Source organism: Phyllobacterium ifriqiyense, from assembly GCF_030817885.1.
GTDB lineage: Bacteria > Pseudomonadota > Alphaproteobacteria > Rhizobiales > Rhizobiaceae > Phyllobacterium > Phyllobacterium ifriqiyense.
In genome coordinates, this window is the sequence record NZ_JAUSZT010000003.1 from 840,350 (window position 1) to 855,803 (window position 15,454).

The window sequence follows — 15,454 nt, forward strand, 5'->3', positions numbered from 1 at the left end:
TTACATTGCGCCAGCAGGCGCGTTCAGAGAGCTCACTTATCACTTGCCTGAGACGTAGTCGGATCGGTCAATCCCGTGACGCTGCAGCTTGTCGTAGAAGGTTTTGCGCGGGATACCGAGTGCCTGGATCGTGGAGCGCACATCCCCGCCATTTGCTGCCAATGCTTGCTGGATAAGCCGCGCCTCATATCGTTCCATGGCTTGCGGCAAACTCGAACCGTCGCTTTCAATATCTGATTTTGTTGTTTCAATGCCATCAAGACCAAGTGCAGCACGTTCGGCAAAATGCACCAGCTCGCGCACATTTCCGGGCCAGTCATGCTGCATGAGATAGGAGCGCTGCGCGGCTGTGATCTCTGGCACATCTGTTTTGAATCTTGCCGAAGCGCGATGCAGAAAATGGGTAAACAGAAGCATGATATCATCGCGCCGCTCACGCAGCGGAGGAATTGAAACAGTCACGACATTGAGCCTGTAGAACAAATCCTCGCGAAAATTGACGCGCTGGTCGGCGCTCCCAAGGTCAACCTTGGCCGCGGCCACCACGCGCAAATCGACGGGCCGGTGTTCGTTGGTGCCAAGCGGTGTAATTTCCCGGCTTTCCAAAACGCGTAGAAGTTTTACCTGCGTTGAAAGAGGCATGCTCTCAATCTCATCGAGAAACAAGGTTCCGCCACTAGAGTGCTCGATGCGGCCAACACGCTTCTTTTGAGCCCCCGTGAAAGCTCCGGCTTCGTGGCCAAACAATTCGCTTTCTATGACTGTTTCCGGCAAAGCCCCGCAGTTCAGCGCAACGAAGTTCCCCTGTTTGCGCCTGCTCCATTCATGCAAAAGTCCGGCAACAACCTCTTTTCCCGTCCCTGTTTCACCGGCAATCAATACGTCTACATCGGCACCTGCCACATGGCGCAGGGTCTTTCGAAGGTTTTGCATAACGGGCGTTTGACCGATCAGCGGCAGTGATTCATTCGTGTTTTCCACCGCCAAACGCAATTCGCGGTTCTCCATGACGAGCCGGCGTTTCTCCAATGCTCGCATTATGCTTTGCACAAGGCGATCGGCTGGATAGGGCTTGGCGATAAAATCATAGGCGCCCTTATGGATCGCCTCGACAGCCATATCGATATCACCATGTCCGGTTATAAGGATGACGGGCAGATCAGAATCCATTTCACGCAAACGGCGAAACAATTCAAGCCCGTCAATGTGAGGCATCCTCACATCGGTCACGACGACACCCGGAAAGTCCGGCGTCAGGAATCGCAAAGCGAGCATTGCATTGGGAAAGGGCTGCACGTTGAAGCCTGCCAGTTCAAGCGTCTGGCAATTTGCAGCACGCAGGTCGTCATCATCTTCAACAAAGGCAATATGATTTGAATCCATGGTCAGACCACCTTTTTCAGATGCACGGTGAACTCGGTCCCGGCAGAGCTGCTTTCAACCTCGATGCGCCCCCCATACTCCGCGACAATGTCATGGCAGATCACCAGCCCAAGCCCCAGGCCCCGATCCTTGGACGTGTTGAAGGGTGTAAAGAGCATCTGCATGATTGAATCGGGTATTCCGGGACCATTATCAGCAACAATCAATCGCAGTTCGTCTTCGTCAATGGAATAGCGCACGCTGATCTTGCTGGCGGGTCCACCTTCGGTCGCTTCCAGCGCATTTTGCATGAGATTGATCAGAACTTGTTCGAGGCGGATGCGGTTGCCATAGACCTTCACCTCGGGAGGGGGCATTTCAGTCAGGATTTGTCCGGCACGCTGGCGAAATCTGCTTCCGAGAAGCAGCATTGCACCTTCGATGATATCACTGACACTGACAGGCCCAGAATCTCCCGTGCCTTTGCGGGAAAAGGTCCTGAGTTCGTCGGTGATGCTTCCGATGCGTTCCGTCAGCCCGGCAATAGTCTTCAAATTGTCTTTGGCGGAATCGACCTGATTGCGCCCCAAAAACGTTGCCGCATTATCAGCATAGGATCGAATGGCCGCCACAGGCTGGTTAATCTCATGCGCCACCCCTGCAGTCACCTGACCGAGAATTGCCAGGCGGTTCGCCTGCACAAGCTCCAATTGGACGGACTGGAGTTTTGTTTCCGTCTTTTGACGTTCTTCCGCCTGCATGACCAGCTCGGCATGCGCCGCACTCAAATCCGCAGTGCGGGCAGCAACACGGCGCTCAAGTTCAACCCTCGCCACTTCCTGTTCGTGCGCCCGGCGCAATGCCAGTCCGCGCCGGCGAAGAATAAAAGCAGTGAGACCCAGCAAGGGAGCAAGAAAGAGCAGTGTAATCAACTGAGCGGTACGGACAGACTCGGTCACCGTTGGTGCGGCAGGCGTCAATGATTGCAATTTCCAACTCGTGGTCGGAACCGAGGTTTGAACCCGTACGAATTCTCTTCGGGACGGGGCGCCCGGCAACCTGGCTTGAACAATATCCGGCTGCACCGTTGGCATGGGCGGAGAAATATCCAGCGGCTCCAATGGCGCGCCGCCAAATTGCAGGCTCTCACGAAGCGGCCCCATTCGCTCGGCGGGGATGACACTTTCTGTCATAAAACGCCAGTCGGGAAAGCTTGTGACCAGCACGATACCGCGTTGATCAACCACCAAGGTCGGATCGCTGTTGCGGCGCCAGTCCGCTTCGATTTCATCAAACTCCAGTTTGACAACAATGACGCCTAGTGGTCCAGCCGGGCTATCAATGCGCTTTGAAATATAAAGTCCCGGCCGCTTGCTGACAGTGCCAAGGGCGTAATGTTCTGCGCTGCCATTTCTGATGGCGCGTGTGTAATAGGGCCGAAAACTGTAATTGGTTCCGACGAAACTGATCGGCTCGTTCCAGTTGCTCGCAGCGATTGCCAGTCCACTTGCATCAAGCAGGTAAATTACAGCAGATCCGGTGCCACCGATAAGGCTTTCAAATTTATGATTGAGACGTTGGAGCTGGCTCTCGCTGCGAGTGGAAAGCGCACTCATGACATCCCTGTCTTGGGACAGGACAAAAGGAACCGCTCTTTGCTTTTCGAGCACGGTGCGCAGGAGAACTGCATTTAATTCAGCTGTGCTTTTCGCACGGTCCATCACGATCTGATACCCGCGTTCGCGGCCAATATTGCCCGCCACAAAAAGCGCCGCAAAAATTATGATTACAGCAAAGGTGGCCAGAACAGCCTTGCTGGCCCAACCAGATCGCGCTGTCGGGGTGAGGATTTCAGAGGCCTTTTGTGGATGATCATCCATGAACATAGGTGTGCATATATCCGCACAAAATACAATTAATCTGTGCGGCATACCACACAATTTGAGGCGGAGTCGACGTTTATGCATAAAAAAATGCATTAATTTCAAAGAGTTATAGAATTACAAATAATTGGCACGCCATTTGCATTCCATGGCTGCAGACGGCCGGTCCGTCTGTAATTGAGCCTGGGAGGCTAGCAGGTTGGTCCTGTCAGACGAGGCTCGCATCATGGAGGAAGTCATGAGTCCGGTGACACTAACCACGGCCAATGCTGGCCTGCAGCCATCAAAAAAGGCTCCGATCTATAGCCATTTATATTTTCAGGTACTTGTCGCAATCGCCATCGGCATCGCGCTTGGGCATTATTATCCTGACCTTGGAACCAGTATGAAACCGCTTGGCGATGCTTTCATCAAGCTGGTAAAAATGATCATCGCCCCTGTCATTTTTCTGACCGTATCCACCGGCATTGCCGGTATGAGCGATCTTAAGAAAGTCGGCCGCGTTGCTGGCAAGGCCATGATCTACTTTCTGACGTTTTCGACGCTTGCCTTGATCGTCGGACTGGTCGTTGCCAATGTTGTTCAACCCGGTGCAGGCATGAACATTGATCCTGCCTCGCTTGATCCAAAAGCGGTTGCAACCTACACGCAGCAGGCGCATGAGCAGAGCATCATTGGATTCCTGAACAATATCATCCCGACCACGATCGTCGGCGCTTTCGCATCCGGCGATATTCTGCAGGTGCTTTTCTTCTCGGTGCTGTTTGGTCTTTCGCTTGCCATGGTCGGTGAGAAAGCCGAGCCAGTCACCAACTTTCTTCTGACGCTTTCGGCGCCGATCTTCAAACTTGTTGCCATCTTGATGAAGGCAGCGCCCATTGGCGCATTCGGAGCAATGGCGTTCACCATCGGGAAATATGGCATCGGGTCTGTCGCCAATTTGATCATGTTGATCGGCACATTCTATTTGACATCACTCCTGTTCGTGCTTGTCATTCTCGGCGCGGTTGCCTGGTATAATGGTTTTTCCATTTTGGCTCTGATCCGCTACATCAAGGAAGAGCTCTTGCTGGTGCTTGGTACCAGCTCTTCGGAAGCAGCGCTGCCAACCCTTATGGCCAAGATGGAAAAGGCGGGTTGCAAGAAATCCGTGGTCGGCCTCGTTATCCCGACCGGCTATTCTTTCAATCTGGACGGCACAAACATTTATATGACCCTGGCGGCCCTGTTCATTGCTCAAGCAACAAACATCCATTTGAGCATGTCGGATCAAATTCTGCTTTTGCTCGTCGCCATGCTGAGTTCCAAAGGCGCTGCCGGTATCACCGGTGCCGGCTTTATTACCCTTGCGGCGACGCTTTCTGTTGTGCCGGCGGTTCCCGTTGCGGGCATGGCGCTAATCCTGGGTATTGATCGCTTCATGTCAGAATGCCGTGCCTTGACCAACCTTGTTGGCAATGCCGTTGCAACGATTGTCGTAGCGCGTTGGGAAGGCGAGCTCGACAAAGACAAACTGGCCCAGGCGCTTAACGGCGAACTGGCCGAAGAAGAAGCACTGGTCTTGGCAAACTGATTATTCAGTTTGATCGCTTGTCCATGTAATAAAAGTCCTGCGGTGTGCCATTTCCTTTGGTGTCGCCGCAGGCGCTGGGAGGTATCATGAAAACACTTCTTTATGCACTGACATTGGTTGCGAGTGTTCATAGCGGCGTTGCAATCGCTGCAGAACAACCACCGAGGGACGAATTCTTCTGGTTGGGCATGATCAACAAGGCAACGATCATTATCAATTCCGACGAAGGATTGCTCGACAAAGACCTCACGCCAAAGATCGCCGCCGGGCTGAAGAAGGTCCTTGCAGATGGGGCTCAACCTGGAGCAAAGCGGCCCTCAACCGTAATCGCATTTGAGCCTTTGCTCATTGAAGCAGCAGGCCCGGAGGTCACGTTAATCCATGCCGGGCGTTCAAGCCAGGATATGCATTCGACCTACAGGGCCGCCATCATGCGGGATGATCTACTAAGACTTGCACACCAGCTGGATAAAACAACAAGCGCCCTCGTTGATCTTGCAGAGCGCCATGTCGATACGATCGTACCCAACTATACCAACGGCGTCGCGGCGCAACCCAATAGTTTCGGACACTACCTGCTTGGCCATGCAGCAGGTCTGGAGCGAGATGCTCAGCGTATCAGGGAAGCCTATGCCCGTGTTGACAGAAGCCCGATGGGAACCACTGTACTGAACGGCACAAGCTGGCCACTCAATCGAACTCGAATGGCGGATTATCTCGGCTTCAGTGGCATCGTTGACAATGCATATGACGCCTCACAAATATCCCCGGTAGATGAACCGGTCGAAGTTGGAGCGATCGTTACGAGTATCGCACTCCATACCGGACAGTTCATTGAAGATATCATGACGCAATATGCGCAGCCCCGCCCGTGGATATTGCTGCAAACAGGGGGAGGCAACACATATGTGTCCAGCGCGATGCCCCAGAAGCGCAATCCTGGAATTCTCAATTCCACAAGGCAAGCTGCTTCCACGGCAGTGACATTGGCTATGGGACCCATTATCCAAGCGCACAACATTACGCCCGGCATGCCGGATGCAAAAGACGAGGATGCCAACACAGAAATTGTCGAAAGCGCGATCAAAGCGCTGGAAGGCTGGGAAAAAATAATCGGCTCACTCGTGATCGACCCGAACCGTTCCCTTGAAGAGCTGAACAGCGACTGGACTGCTTCGCAAGAACTCGCGGATGTTTTGATGCGCAAATATAAACTGCCTTTCCGCGTCGGGCATCACTTTGCGTCCGAGATCGTGGATTTTGCCAAATCACAAAATATCAAGCCACTCGACTTCCCCTATGCCGATGCGCAGCGAATCTACAAGGAAGCTGTCAAGGGATCGAGCTTTTCAGACCAGCTCCCTATGAACGAGGAAGAGTTTCGAGCAACGCTCGACCCAGTCGCAATCGTTAGGAATCGAGCCACTAGCGGCGGGCCGCAGCCCAAGGAAATGGCGCGGATGATCAAAACGGCCAAAGAAAAAATCGCCTCGCAAGAAGCTTGGGTCGCAGACAGACGGCGCGTCGTAACCACAGCGCTTAAACGGCTGGATGAGGATTTCGACAAGCTTTCCACAAGCCCAAATTAACAGCATTGGCTGACAGATAGAGCCCGGCGAGTTTGGAATGCTCGCCCGGCTGCAAACGGGCTATTCATCATCATTGATACTAAGATTTTCCAGATCTTTCTGGCCAGCAGCGAGAGCTTGGTCTTCGGTATCGTGCGGCCCCATCAAGGCGCCTGTCTCACCATCGATAACGACGACATAATACCATTTGCCGTCGCTTTTCTTGTCGGTGTGCACATAGCATCTCTGTTCGCTTGTCATGCAGCATTTTCATGTATTGCAAGGCCAAAAGCAAATTGTATAGCGCCCTGGGACGGGCGCACCTTGTCAATAAACGGAGCGGTCTCCATAAATGCCGCTTGGATCGTACATCTGGAACATTTCCAGCTCCACCGCGCTGAAAAACGCCCCGACTTCTTCATCCTGCTCGTCTTCGGAAAGGCCGATCCGAGCCAGATGTTCGAACAGGCCATCAGCGACCTTGTTTCGATAGGCTTCAGCTTGGCGACCGTTTTTTTCCTTCAGCGTGGCCGCAACTTCGCGAACCGTAGCTAGCCTCTTCGTCATCGGAAAAGGGATTATTTGGCAATTCGTAGCAGGGTTAACTTTTTGCATGCTCGCTTATTCCCGGACGGCATTTGCCGCGTTTGCATTGATTCGTGAGCAAGAATACGAGCAAGGTTCCTAACAATTTGTTCAGCATAAATTTTCAGAAAAAAATTCAATGTTTTCAAACGTTACGTAACATTTAACCACACTTTATTGGGCAACAGATTTGTGCGTAACACCTCCTGAATCTTGCCCGTTACGGCATGCAGGCCTATCACAGGTGGGGTAAGTGATTCGTTTGTTAACGGCGTAGACATTCATACATGGCACTGAGCAACGCAGAACGACAGAGACGGCACCGCGAACGGCAGAAGCAAAAACTGGCCGCGGTAGCTCCCGATATCGCCATGCAGTATGAAAATGTGGGAGCCGATCTGCGAGAAAAACTTTATGCTCTGATCGATAAAGAGAATGCTGCACGGCAGCGCGCAGCCGCAGGAAAACCGATCGAGCTTACAGATTTCCGGCGCGTTATACTCGACATCGCCCTCAATGAAAATCAGTCGTCGATAGTCGACGAAGCGCGAATGATCCTTTTGAAAGCACTTTCAATGGGAGAGAGTTCGGAAAGAGAAATCATTGAGGCCCGGCGTCTGAAGTCTGCAAAGGCAGTTATCAAGCCTGAGACGCGGGTGTCGCCAGAAAGCCGCCTGCCCAAGGAACAAATAACCCCGCTTCCTCATTATCTGCGTGTGCCCAATTTCGGCTGATGGCCTCGTAAGTTCAACGCCTTGAAAAGCTCCTTCATTTCGCAACGCATTTGAGGACGACTGTCATGAACCATCCCGCTTTATCCCCGTCCTGTGTTGCCGTAATTTCTGGAGGGGCCTCGGGTATCGGTCTGGCGGCGGCAAAGCGTTTTGCCGGTTTGGGGATGAAGGTTGCCATTGCCGATCTGGGCGGAGAGAGGTTGGAGCAGGCGTGTCGGGAAGTTGCAGATTTGCAGCCAGCTCATCCGGATGCCGTCATCGCAGTTGCTACAGACGTGACACGCCCCGATGATCTGCGGAATTTGAAACAGATTGTCGATGAGAAATTCGGCCAGACCGACATTTTAATGAACAATGCCGGCATCCAACCTGGAAGCAGCGTCTTCGACGGCAGCAATTGGGATCGCATTATTGCAACCAATTTGATGGCCGTGGTTCACGGCTGTCAGATATTCGGCCCGTCAATGATCAAGCGTCAGACGCCGGGTTTGATTATCAACACGGGATCGAAGCAAGGCATAACCACTCCACCGGGTGACCCCGCCTATAACGTTTCCAAATCAGGGGTAAAGACCTTTACGGAGGCGTTGCAACACGAGTTACGTAACACGAAAGACTGTCACGTAACCGCACATCTGTTCATTCCGGGCTTTGTTTATACGGCCCTTACAAAGGGCGACCGCGTTGAGAAACCCGCTGGCGCGTGGACACCGGAACAGACAGTTGATTTCATGTTGGAGAGCGTGGCGGCTGGCGACTTTTACATTCTGTGCCCTGATAATGACGTCACTCGCGCTTTGGACGAGAAGCGAATTCTCTGGGCAGCAAATGATATTATCCAAAACCGTCCGCCGCTTTCGCGGTGGCATCCGGATTTTGAATCCCGGTTTGCCAATTTTCTCAAACAAAATGCCTGAGAAATCAGTCCGGCGTGTGGGCTGAATAAATCCACATTACCGACTTGAAGAGGGCGGTAAACCCGCTTTATGTTGACGCAAACTTTTTAACCGCATGGGTATATTATGAATTCATCTCAAAAGATCCCTTCCATCGACCCAGTCAAACTCGATCGGCTGGGCGAGGTTGCCGTGAAAATCGGTTTGCAATTGCAGCCGGGACAGGACCTTTTGATCACAGCACCGCTTGCCGCCCTTCCTCTTGTTCGCCGCATCACTGAGCATGCCTATAAGGCAGGCGCGGGATTGGTCACAACCTTTTACAATGACGAAGAAACAACGCTGATGCGTTATCGCAATGCGCCAGAGGATAGTTTCGACCGTTCCGCAGGCTGGCTTTACGAAGGGATGGCAAAAGCGTTTTCTGCCAATACGGCGCGCCTCGCCATTTCTGGCGATAATCCCATGTTGTTATCGGCAGAAGATCCCGAGAAAGTCGCGCGGGCGAACAGGGCGCAATCGAAAGCCTATCAACCAGCGCTGGAAAAAATCACTGGCTTCGACGTTAACTGGAACATCGTCTCCTATCCAAACCCCTCTTGGGCTAGGCAGGTTTTTCCCGATCAGGAACCCGATACGGCTGTCATAATGCTTGCCGATGCCATTTTCTCTGCTTCCCGTGTGGATATTGATGATCCGGTCAGCGCCTGGCGCGACCACAATGCCGCATTGCTCAAGCGCAGGGAGTGGCTGAACGGCCTGAACTTTGCTTCCCTAAACTTCAAAGGCCCCGGCACAGATCTGACCGTAGGGCTGGCCGATGAACATGAATGGCAAGGTGGCGCTTCAAGGGCCAAGAATGGCATCACCTGCAATCCGAATATTCCGACCGAAGAAGTATTCACCACCCCGCATGCTCTTCGGGTTGACGGTCACGTATCCAGCACCAAACCATTGTCATATCAGGGTACTTTGATCGAAAATATTCAGGTTCGCTTTGAAGCTGGAAAGATCGTCGAAGCCAAGGCGACACGCGGCGAGGAAGTATTCAATAAAATTCTCGGTACGGATGAAGGTGCCCGCCGCCTCGGTGAAGTGGCGCTTGTCCCGCATTCTTCGCCGATTTCTGCTTCAGGGCTGCTGTTCTTCAACACGCTGTTCGATGAAAATGCTGCAAGCCATATAGCACTCGGTCAATGCTACTCGAAATGCTTCATCAATGGCGGAACGTTGAGTCCGGAGGAGATAGCATCAAAGGGCGGAAATAAGAGCCTTATTCATATCGACTGGATGATTGGATCTGGAGAAATCGATGTGGATGGCATCCATAAGGATGGCTCGACTGTTCCCGTTATGCGCAATGGCGAGTGGGCATAGTTAAACCACGCAATTCAATCGCCACCGCGAAGGCGGTGGCGATCTATTTGATCTCAAATACTATTAGGCAACGAGACGCCCGGCAGTCTCGGTCTGGGCATAGGCCTTGCCGAAACGGTTGGCCAGAAATGCATCAAGTGCGATGTCTTCCTGTTTGATGAAGCCCTGCTGTGGCAGGTCACCCTTCGCAAGCATGTCCACAACAGCGCAAATGGCCGATGCTGTGGTGATCTGGATACCGCTATAAAGCTGCGATCCGATATGGCCGCTATAGACCTTGTTTGCATAGGTTTCCTGCAACAGGCGACCCTTCTTGCGGCCGCTGACCGTTACGAAGATCACAACCACGTCCTGCGTGGTTGATGGCAAGGCGTTTTCAAGAATGTCCTTGAAAACATCCCGGCGATCGCGCAGTCCGAGATCGTTCAGCAACGCCTTCATGATGGCGGCATGGCCGGGATAGCGGATCGTACGATAATTGAGCGTACGCACCTTGCCCAAGAGACTCTCGCACAATGTGCCAAGTCCGCCCGATGTGTTGAATGCCTCGTAGGTTACACCATCGAGCGAAAATTCTTCGCGCTCTTCAAGCGGTGGAACTTCGGTCAGTTCACCGTCGACAATCGCTTCACATGGCTCGCAATATTCATTGATCACGCCATCCGTCGACCAGGTAAGATTATAGTTGAGCGCGTTGGATGGATATTGCGGCAGCGCGCCAACGCGCATGCGAACGCTTTCTAGCGTATCGAAGCGCTTGGCCAGGTCATTGGCAACGATGGAGATAAACCCGGGCGCGAGACCACATTGCGGAATGAACGCAGTCTTTGCTGTTGTCGCCAATTGCTTGACAATGCGCGTGCTGGCAACGTCTTCCGTCAGATCGAGATAGTGGACGCCGGATTTGGCAGCGGCTTCAGCGATGCGTGTGGTCAGATGGAACGGTGCCGCGCTCAGAACAGCGAACTTGCCGTCCAGCACTTTTTCAAGCACACCCGCTTCAGCAATTTCAATACAGCTGGTAGCCACATGCGCTGAAACTTCAAGTGCATCCAATTGCGTCTGCGCGCGATCAACGACAGTTACGTGATATTCCCCTGTCTCGCTCAGCAAATTGGCAATCGTTCCTCCGATTTTACCTGCCCCTACAACGACGATCTCTTTCATGTGATTCCCCTGAATATGCATAAACCTTTCGGAATTTTCTCATATTGCTCGGCGAAATGCAGTGTATATACTGACGATATAACTCTTAAGTTTAACTAATATGCCGAGTGGATTTGTCATTATGCTGACACAAGCTGATCATGCCCTGCTTTCCCTGCTCCGGGAAAACGCCCGGGCCTCCACAGCCGACCTTGCGCGTAAGCTCGGGCTGTCACGAACCACAGTGCAAAGCCGCATCGAACGGCTCGAAAATCGGGGAATGATCCGCGGATACAGCGTCCAGCTGTCGCCGGAATATCAGCAGAATTTGGTCAAGGCGCATGTGCTGGTCACTGCCTTGCCCAAATTTGCTGTACGGGTCGAAGCTTCGTTGCGCAAAATACCATGGGTCAGAACCCTGCATTCGGTTAGCGGGCAGTTCGATATGATTGTTATTGTTGAGGCCCCATCAATCCAGGAACTGGACAGGTTGCTCGACGAAATCGGCGCATTGGAAGGCGTCGAAAGAACGATGTCGTCAATCATCCTTTCCACACGCATAGAACGCTGATCGGACCTATTTCTCAGATTTAGCCAGTGCAACCCTGTCGACCGCGGCAATCATGCATACTTCGAGATCACCCAAACCATCCTTGATCTCGGCTTCGGTGATACCCGCAGCCTCGGCATCGGCAGCACAACGTTCCGCGAGACGCTGAGGGCGACGATCGTGATGCTCCATATCAACTGGCTTGTTGGTATCGATATTAGCTTCAATCCAGTTATTAACGAAATCAATAGCTCGCTGACTCATTTTGTGCTCCTGGAATTATTGCCCGTCGATCCAGTAAAACAATTAGATAGCGATAAGGTTGCGCATTAAAGCATCGGACCGAAAAGCGGGATCCCGGTTTTCGGATAATCCGTTGCTAAAATAAAAGGATAGATCGCCATCTTGAGTCCATGAGGACGTCCGGCGATCTAGCGGGCTTCCTTCGCCCATACCTTGAACTTCGTCAGCAAATTCGGGCCAAAAATATTGGTCAAAGGCACGTCTGCCGCGTCTCGGCCATGCGCTACCTTTATCCGGCCGATACGAGGCTTATTGTTGCGCGGATCAAAAGCGTGCCAGGCACCGCCAAGATAAACTTCCATCCAGGCACAAAAATCCATCTCGGCATGCGGCGGCGGCACGCCGATATCGGTGATATAGCCGGTGCAGTAGCGGGTTGGAATGTTCAGGCACCGGCAAAATGCAACGGCCAAATGGGTAAAATCACGGCAAACACCACGCCCTTCATAATAGCCAGACGAAGCTGTGCGGGTCGGATTGGAAAACTCATAGCCAAAGGTGATATGGTTGTGCACAAAGTCGCAGACAGCCTGCACCCTCTGCCATCCCTCCGGCGTATTGCCAAACAAGCGCCAGGCCTCGTCACTCAGCAGATCGGTTTCGCAGTAACGGCTACCCATGAGATATACGAGCGTTTCATCCGGCAGGTCCTGTACGCGATGTTGGACAGCATCCAGCACAACAGGGTCCGGCAACCCGCTATCCCGCACAAGAGCATTCGTAGAACAGATAAAGGTGCCTGGCATGGCGACAATGCGGTTGCACCAATTACCGAATTGATCGTGATAGCCTGTGATCGTTGAATCAAAGTTTGTCTGAAAAGTTTCGATACCTTCCAGATCGTCAAAACGTGAATGATGGACATTCAATATCGCTACAAGGGGTGTTTCCTGCGTGAACTCAAATGTTAGCTCGCACCCTACATGTAATATCATCCACGGTTCCCTTGATTATTTTTGTGTTGAAACAGCATCGGCAGAGTCTGGCGCAAAAAGCAACCGGCCCAAAAGCGGACCGGTTAAACTTTTCACATTCTTGGACTATCAAGCCTTGTCGACGACCTTCTTAACGGCGTCTTTTGCCTTACCCTTGGCTGATTGCACATCGCCTTTCAGCTCCTGCGCCTTTCCCTCAGCCTCCATCTTCTTGGAACCAGTGGCCTTGCCGGCTGCCTGTTTTACATTACCGGCCATCTTGTTGGCCGCGCCGGAAATCTTGTCGCTAGTGCTACCCATTGGATACTCCCTGAAAGCTTTTTCAACTACATCACTAAACGGGCTTCACGCAGGATTGTTCCCAGAGAAAATCAATTAAACTATTGATATAAATAGATAAAATATTCGAATAACGAACGACCCGGCACCCACGGGGGAACAGGCACCGGGTCTTATGTTACCGATCAAAGGCTCGATCAGCTTGTGAGAAACGCTGCAGCTATATCTTGGTTCCGCTGAAATCCGTCCCGAAAAAGAAATACATAAAACGACGGCTCAGGAACATAGTTCGCCGATCGCATCCTCGATCGAAGAGGCAAAAATGCAGTTGCGTGTGGAGCCGACAATCTTTGCAGCGTCCACATTTTCGGCATCCTCACCCCAAAAACCGATTATGATTTTTATTCGTGCGTTCCGCCGCCTGATCCGCCGTATCAAATATCGCGCATGGGCAATGGATGAGGTGTTAAGGTAGCTGATGCAGATAGCGCTCACACCGGCAAGTTCGAGCTTGGCGATATTCGCAGCCTCGAGCTCGTCATGGGTGATGTCGTCAACCTCACAATCATTGCGCTCAAGGATGTCACCCATAATAACAGCGGCAGCGTCGTCCAGATTGCCGCGTCCGCCAGCCGATATAATGGTCTTTGGTTTGGTCGGTTCTACCTTTTTGGTCTTTGCCTTGGCGGTTTTGGCTTGCTCATCTACCTTGATCTCTTCTTCGAGAATTTCATGATAGTCAGACAGGTTTTCAACGAGAAACACCATGCTTTGCGCAACGCGATTGCGTCTGGGAGCATCCAGCACCCCGCGCCCGCGATCATGTTCGGCTAATAGAAGTGCAGGAACGGCCACAGACGAATAATAATCGACGATGGAGTTTGACTGGAGATATTCCTCCGCTTTCTCTGTTGCCTCATCGGGGTCCCCCGACAGCAATCGTTGATACAATTGCTGTGGTGGCAGAAGCACAGGCTCGTTGCCAAGCAGCACATCTAGAAACTCAAACTTCGGCACATGCCTGCCGAGGACCACAAGACACACGGTCAACGGTGTCGAGAGAATAAGACCGATAGGTCCCCAAATCCATGTCCACACGATTGCCGCCATGAGAATGGCAACGGGCGAAAGGCCCGTCTTCGACCCATAGAGCAATGGCTCCATAATATTATTGCTGATCAGCTCAAGCACGATGAAAAGGGCTGCGGTCCAGACCAGCAGCATCCATCCCGGATCGACGGCAAGCGATAGCATCAAGGGGAAAAACGCCGCCATAATGGGACCGATATAGGGCACAAACCGCAAGACAATTGCCAGCATGCCCCACAACATCGGATTGGGAATACCTATCAGCCATAGCCCGATCCCAATCGGCACGCCAAAACTGATATTGATGATAAGCTGCATCAGCAAATATTGCCCCACACGTTTGCCGGCATCGTGCAGTGCTGTCGTCGTTCGGTGAATATCACTTGCTCCGACCAACTTTATGAAGCGATCCCGCAAATCTTCCCGGCGCATGAGCATGAAGATAACCACGACAATGACGATACCGATGGTTGCCAATGGCTGAATCAACGGTCCGGCAAATGTCTGCAAAAGGCTCAGCGGATCAGGCGGAGGATAACGGATTTCGACGGGCACAGGCTTGTTCGGATCTTGTGCTTTCAGTGGAGTGCCGATTTCCTGATTTTGTACTTCGACATTTTCCGGTGGTTTGCGTGCCTGATCCCGACTGTCAGGGCCATTGTCGACGGGAAAACGCTCCACTTCATCCGATCGCCCGATCTCTTCACTGAATTTTTTGAACATGCGGGCGCCGCGGTCGAAGATGCTGTTACCAGATTGAGCATCCTTGATCGTCCGGATCTTTGTTTCGATATTATACTGATAGCTTGGCAGGTTCTGCGCCAAAACCGTTAGCTGGCTCACGACAATTCCGACAAATATGGCAATCACCATAAAGGCCGTGACAACCACGCTGATGACAGCCGCGGCTTTTGGTATGCCGTTACGATGCAACCGCGTTACCAGCGGCGAAAGAGCAAATGTCAGAAGCAATGCCAATGCCAATGGCACAAAGACATCACTGGCCAGATAAAGCGCTGCAACAATAGCTATGGCGACGATAATTGGTGGAAACTGCGCTCGGGTATCCACTCCAACAATTGCTGGTGAAGAGACAGACTTTCTCGTCACGCGCTCCACGGCACGCGGCGACCGCCCGCTGAAATCTTCAGAAGGCATGAAATACCCCTAATCC

General features: G+C 52.3%; 15 protein-coding genes. 6 read left to right on the forward strand and 9 right to left on the reverse strand.

Going from position 1 to position 15,454, the window contains the following annotated elements; all coding sequences use genetic code 11:
• Positions 1-39: 39 nt before the first annotated feature.
• Together QFZ34_RS11660 and QFZ34_RS11665 are read right to left on the reverse strand one after the other, a co-directional pair.
• Positions 40-1,383: a sigma-54-dependent transcriptional regulator gene (locus tag QFZ34_RS11660; protein WP_307281043.1), complete on the reverse strand. Its 1,344-nt coding sequence runs from the start codon at positions 1,381-1,383 to the stop codon at positions 40-42.
• Positions 1,384-1,385: 2 nt separating this feature from the next.
• Positions 1,386-3,242 (reverse strand): sensor histidine kinase, encoded by a 1,857-nt coding sequence (locus QFZ34_RS11665; RefSeq protein ID WP_307281046.1) that lies wholly within the window; start codon positions 3,240-3,242, stop codon positions 1,386-1,388.
• Between the two features lie 241 nt (positions 3,243-3,483).
• Here QFZ34_RS11665 and QFZ34_RS11670 point away from each other — a divergent pair, with 241 nt between their 5' ends.
• Both QFZ34_RS11670 and QFZ34_RS11675 read left to right on the forward strand, forming a co-directional pair.
• Positions 3,484-4,818, forward strand: a complete 1,335-nt coding sequence (locus QFZ34_RS11670; protein ID WP_115054311.1) for a dicarboxylate/amino acid:cation symporter — start codon at positions 3,484-3,486, stop codon at positions 4,816-4,818.
• An 86-nt stretch (positions 4,819-4,904) separates the two neighbouring features.
• Positions 4,905-6,407 (forward strand): argininosuccinate lyase, encoded by a 1,503-nt coding sequence (locus QFZ34_RS11675; RefSeq protein ID WP_115054312.1) that lies wholly within the window; start codon positions 4,905-4,907, stop codon positions 6,405-6,407.
• Positions 6,408-6,467: 60 nt separating this feature from the next.
• On the opposite strand, the gene QFZ34_RS11680 is transcribed toward QFZ34_RS11675, so the two are convergent.
• Together QFZ34_RS11680 and QFZ34_RS11685 are read right to left on the reverse strand one after the other, a co-directional pair.
• Complete coding sequence (locus QFZ34_RS11680; protein WP_115054313.1) at positions 6,468-6,647, reverse strand: hypothetical protein; 180 nt, start codon at positions 6,645-6,647, stop codon at positions 6,468-6,470.
• Positions 6,648-6,713: 66 nt separating this feature from the next.
• On the reverse strand, positions 6,714-7,001 hold the full coding sequence (locus tag QFZ34_RS11685; RefSeq protein ID WP_115054314.1) for a DUF6074 family protein: 288 nt from the start codon (positions 6,999-7,001) through the stop codon (positions 6,714-6,716).
• A gap of 257 nt (positions 7,002-7,258) precedes the next feature.
• Between QFZ34_RS11685 and QFZ34_RS11690 the strand changes: the two genes are divergently transcribed.
• From QFZ34_RS11690 to QFZ34_RS11700, 3 genes are all read left to right on the forward strand, one after another.
• Positions 7,259-7,705 carry a hypothetical protein gene (locus QFZ34_RS11690; RefSeq protein WP_307281050.1) on the forward strand — a complete coding sequence of 149 codons (447 nt, stop codon included), beginning with the start codon at positions 7,259-7,261 and terminating at the stop codon, positions 7,703-7,705.
• Between the two features lie 65 nt (positions 7,706-7,770).
• Positions 7,771-8,622, forward strand: coding sequence for an SDR family NAD(P)-dependent oxidoreductase (locus QFZ34_RS11695; RefSeq protein ID WP_307281053.1), 852 nt, complete (start codon positions 7,771-7,773; stop codon positions 8,620-8,622).
• 105 nt (positions 8,623-8,727) lie between these two features.
• Entirely contained in the window at positions 8,728-9,978 is a 1,251-nt protein-coding gene (locus QFZ34_RS11700; RefSeq protein ID WP_307281056.1) for an aminopeptidase, read from the forward strand.
• A 63-nt stretch (positions 9,979-10,041) separates the two neighbouring features.
• Here QFZ34_RS11700 and QFZ34_RS11705 read toward each other — a convergent pair whose 3' ends face one another.
• Complete coding sequence (locus tag QFZ34_RS11705) at positions 10,042-11,145, reverse strand: saccharopine dehydrogenase family protein (RefSeq protein WP_115054769.1); 1,104 nt, start codon at positions 11,143-11,145, stop codon at positions 10,042-10,044.
• A 121-nt stretch (positions 11,146-11,266) separates the two neighbouring features.
• On the opposite strand from QFZ34_RS11705, the gene QFZ34_RS11710 reads away from it, so the two are divergent.
• Positions 11,267-11,695 carry an Lrp/AsnC family transcriptional regulator gene (locus QFZ34_RS11710; RefSeq protein ID WP_115054318.1) on the forward strand — a complete coding sequence of 143 codons (429 nt, stop codon included), beginning with the start codon at positions 11,267-11,269 and terminating at the stop codon, positions 11,693-11,695.
• 6 nt (positions 11,696-11,701) lie between these two features.
• Here the strand turns inward: QFZ34_RS11710 and QFZ34_RS11715 are convergent, their stop codons facing one another.
• The 4 genes from QFZ34_RS11715 to QFZ34_RS11730 form a co-directional block, all read right to left on the reverse strand.
• Positions 11,702-11,938, reverse strand: a complete 237-nt coding sequence (locus QFZ34_RS11715; RefSeq protein ID WP_115054319.1) for a DUF768 domain-containing protein — start codon at positions 11,936-11,938, stop codon at positions 11,702-11,704.
• A 167-nt stretch (positions 11,939-12,105) separates the two neighbouring features.
• Entirely contained in the window at positions 12,106-12,912 is an 807-nt protein-coding gene (locus QFZ34_RS11720; protein WP_115054320.1) for a transglutaminase-like domain-containing protein, read from the reverse strand.
• Between the two features lie 108 nt (positions 12,913-13,020).
• Positions 13,021-13,212 (reverse strand): CsbD family protein, encoded by a 192-nt coding sequence (locus QFZ34_RS11725; protein ID WP_115054321.1) that lies wholly within the window; start codon positions 13,210-13,212, stop codon positions 13,021-13,023.
• A gap of 255 nt (positions 13,213-13,467) precedes the next feature.
• Complete coding sequence (locus tag QFZ34_RS11730) at positions 13,468-15,438, reverse strand: AI-2E family transporter (protein WP_115054322.1); 1,971 nt, start codon at positions 15,436-15,438, stop codon at positions 13,468-13,470.
• Positions 15,439-15,454 lie beyond the last annotated feature (16 nt).

Bases quoted from the DNA above. Each gene is read 5' to 3' on its own strand.
- QFZ34_RS11660 (WP_307281043.1), bottom strand. From the start codon at position 1,383: ATGGATTCAAATCATATTGCCTTTGTTGAAGATGATGACGACCTGCGT.
- QFZ34_RS11665 (WP_307281046.1), bottom strand. From the start codon at position 3,242: ATGGATGATCATCCACAAAAGGCCTCTGAAATCCTCACCCCGACAGCG.
- QFZ34_RS11670 (WP_115054311.1), top strand. From the start codon at position 3,484: ATGAGTCCGGTGACACTAACCACGGCCAATGCTGGCCTGCAGCCATCA.
- QFZ34_RS11675 (WP_115054312.1), top strand. From the start codon at position 4,905: ATGAAAACACTTCTTTATGCACTGACATTGGTTGCGAGTGTTCATAGC.
- QFZ34_RS11680 (WP_115054313.1), bottom strand. From the start codon at position 6,647: ATGACAAGCGAACAGAGATGCTATGTGCACACCGACAAGAAAAGCGAC.
- QFZ34_RS11685 (WP_115054314.1), bottom strand. From the start codon at position 7,001: ATGCAAAAAGTTAACCCTGCTACGAATTGCCAAATAATCCCTTTTCCG.
- QFZ34_RS11690 (WP_307281050.1), top strand. From the start codon at position 7,259: ATGGCACTGAGCAACGCAGAACGACAGAGACGGCACCGCGAACGGCAG.
- QFZ34_RS11695 (WP_307281053.1), top strand. From the start codon at position 7,771: ATGAACCATCCCGCTTTATCCCCGTCCTGTGTTGCCGTAATTTCTGGA.
- QFZ34_RS11700 (WP_307281056.1), top strand. From the start codon at position 8,728: ATGAATTCATCTCAAAAGATCCCTTCCATCGACCCAGTCAAACTCGAT.
- QFZ34_RS11705 (WP_115054769.1), bottom strand. From the start codon at position 11,145: ATGAAAGAGATCGTCGTTGTAGGGGCAGGTAAAATCGGAGGAACGATT.
- QFZ34_RS11710 (WP_115054318.1), top strand. From the start codon at position 11,267: ATGCTGACACAAGCTGATCATGCCCTGCTTTCCCTGCTCCGGGAAAAC.
- QFZ34_RS11715 (WP_115054319.1), bottom strand. From the start codon at position 11,938: ATGAGTCAGCGAGCTATTGATTTCGTTAATAACTGGATTGAAGCTAAT.
- QFZ34_RS11720 (WP_115054320.1), bottom strand. From the start codon at position 12,912: ATGATATTACATGTAGGGTGCGAGCTAACATTTGAGTTCACGCAGGAA.
- QFZ34_RS11725 (WP_115054321.1), bottom strand. From the start codon at position 13,212: ATGGGTAGCACTAGCGACAAGATTTCCGGCGCGGCCAACAAGATGGCC.
- QFZ34_RS11730 (WP_115054322.1), bottom strand. From the start codon at position 15,438: ATGCCTTCTGAAGATTTCAGCGGGCGGTCGCCGCGTGCCGTGGAGCGC.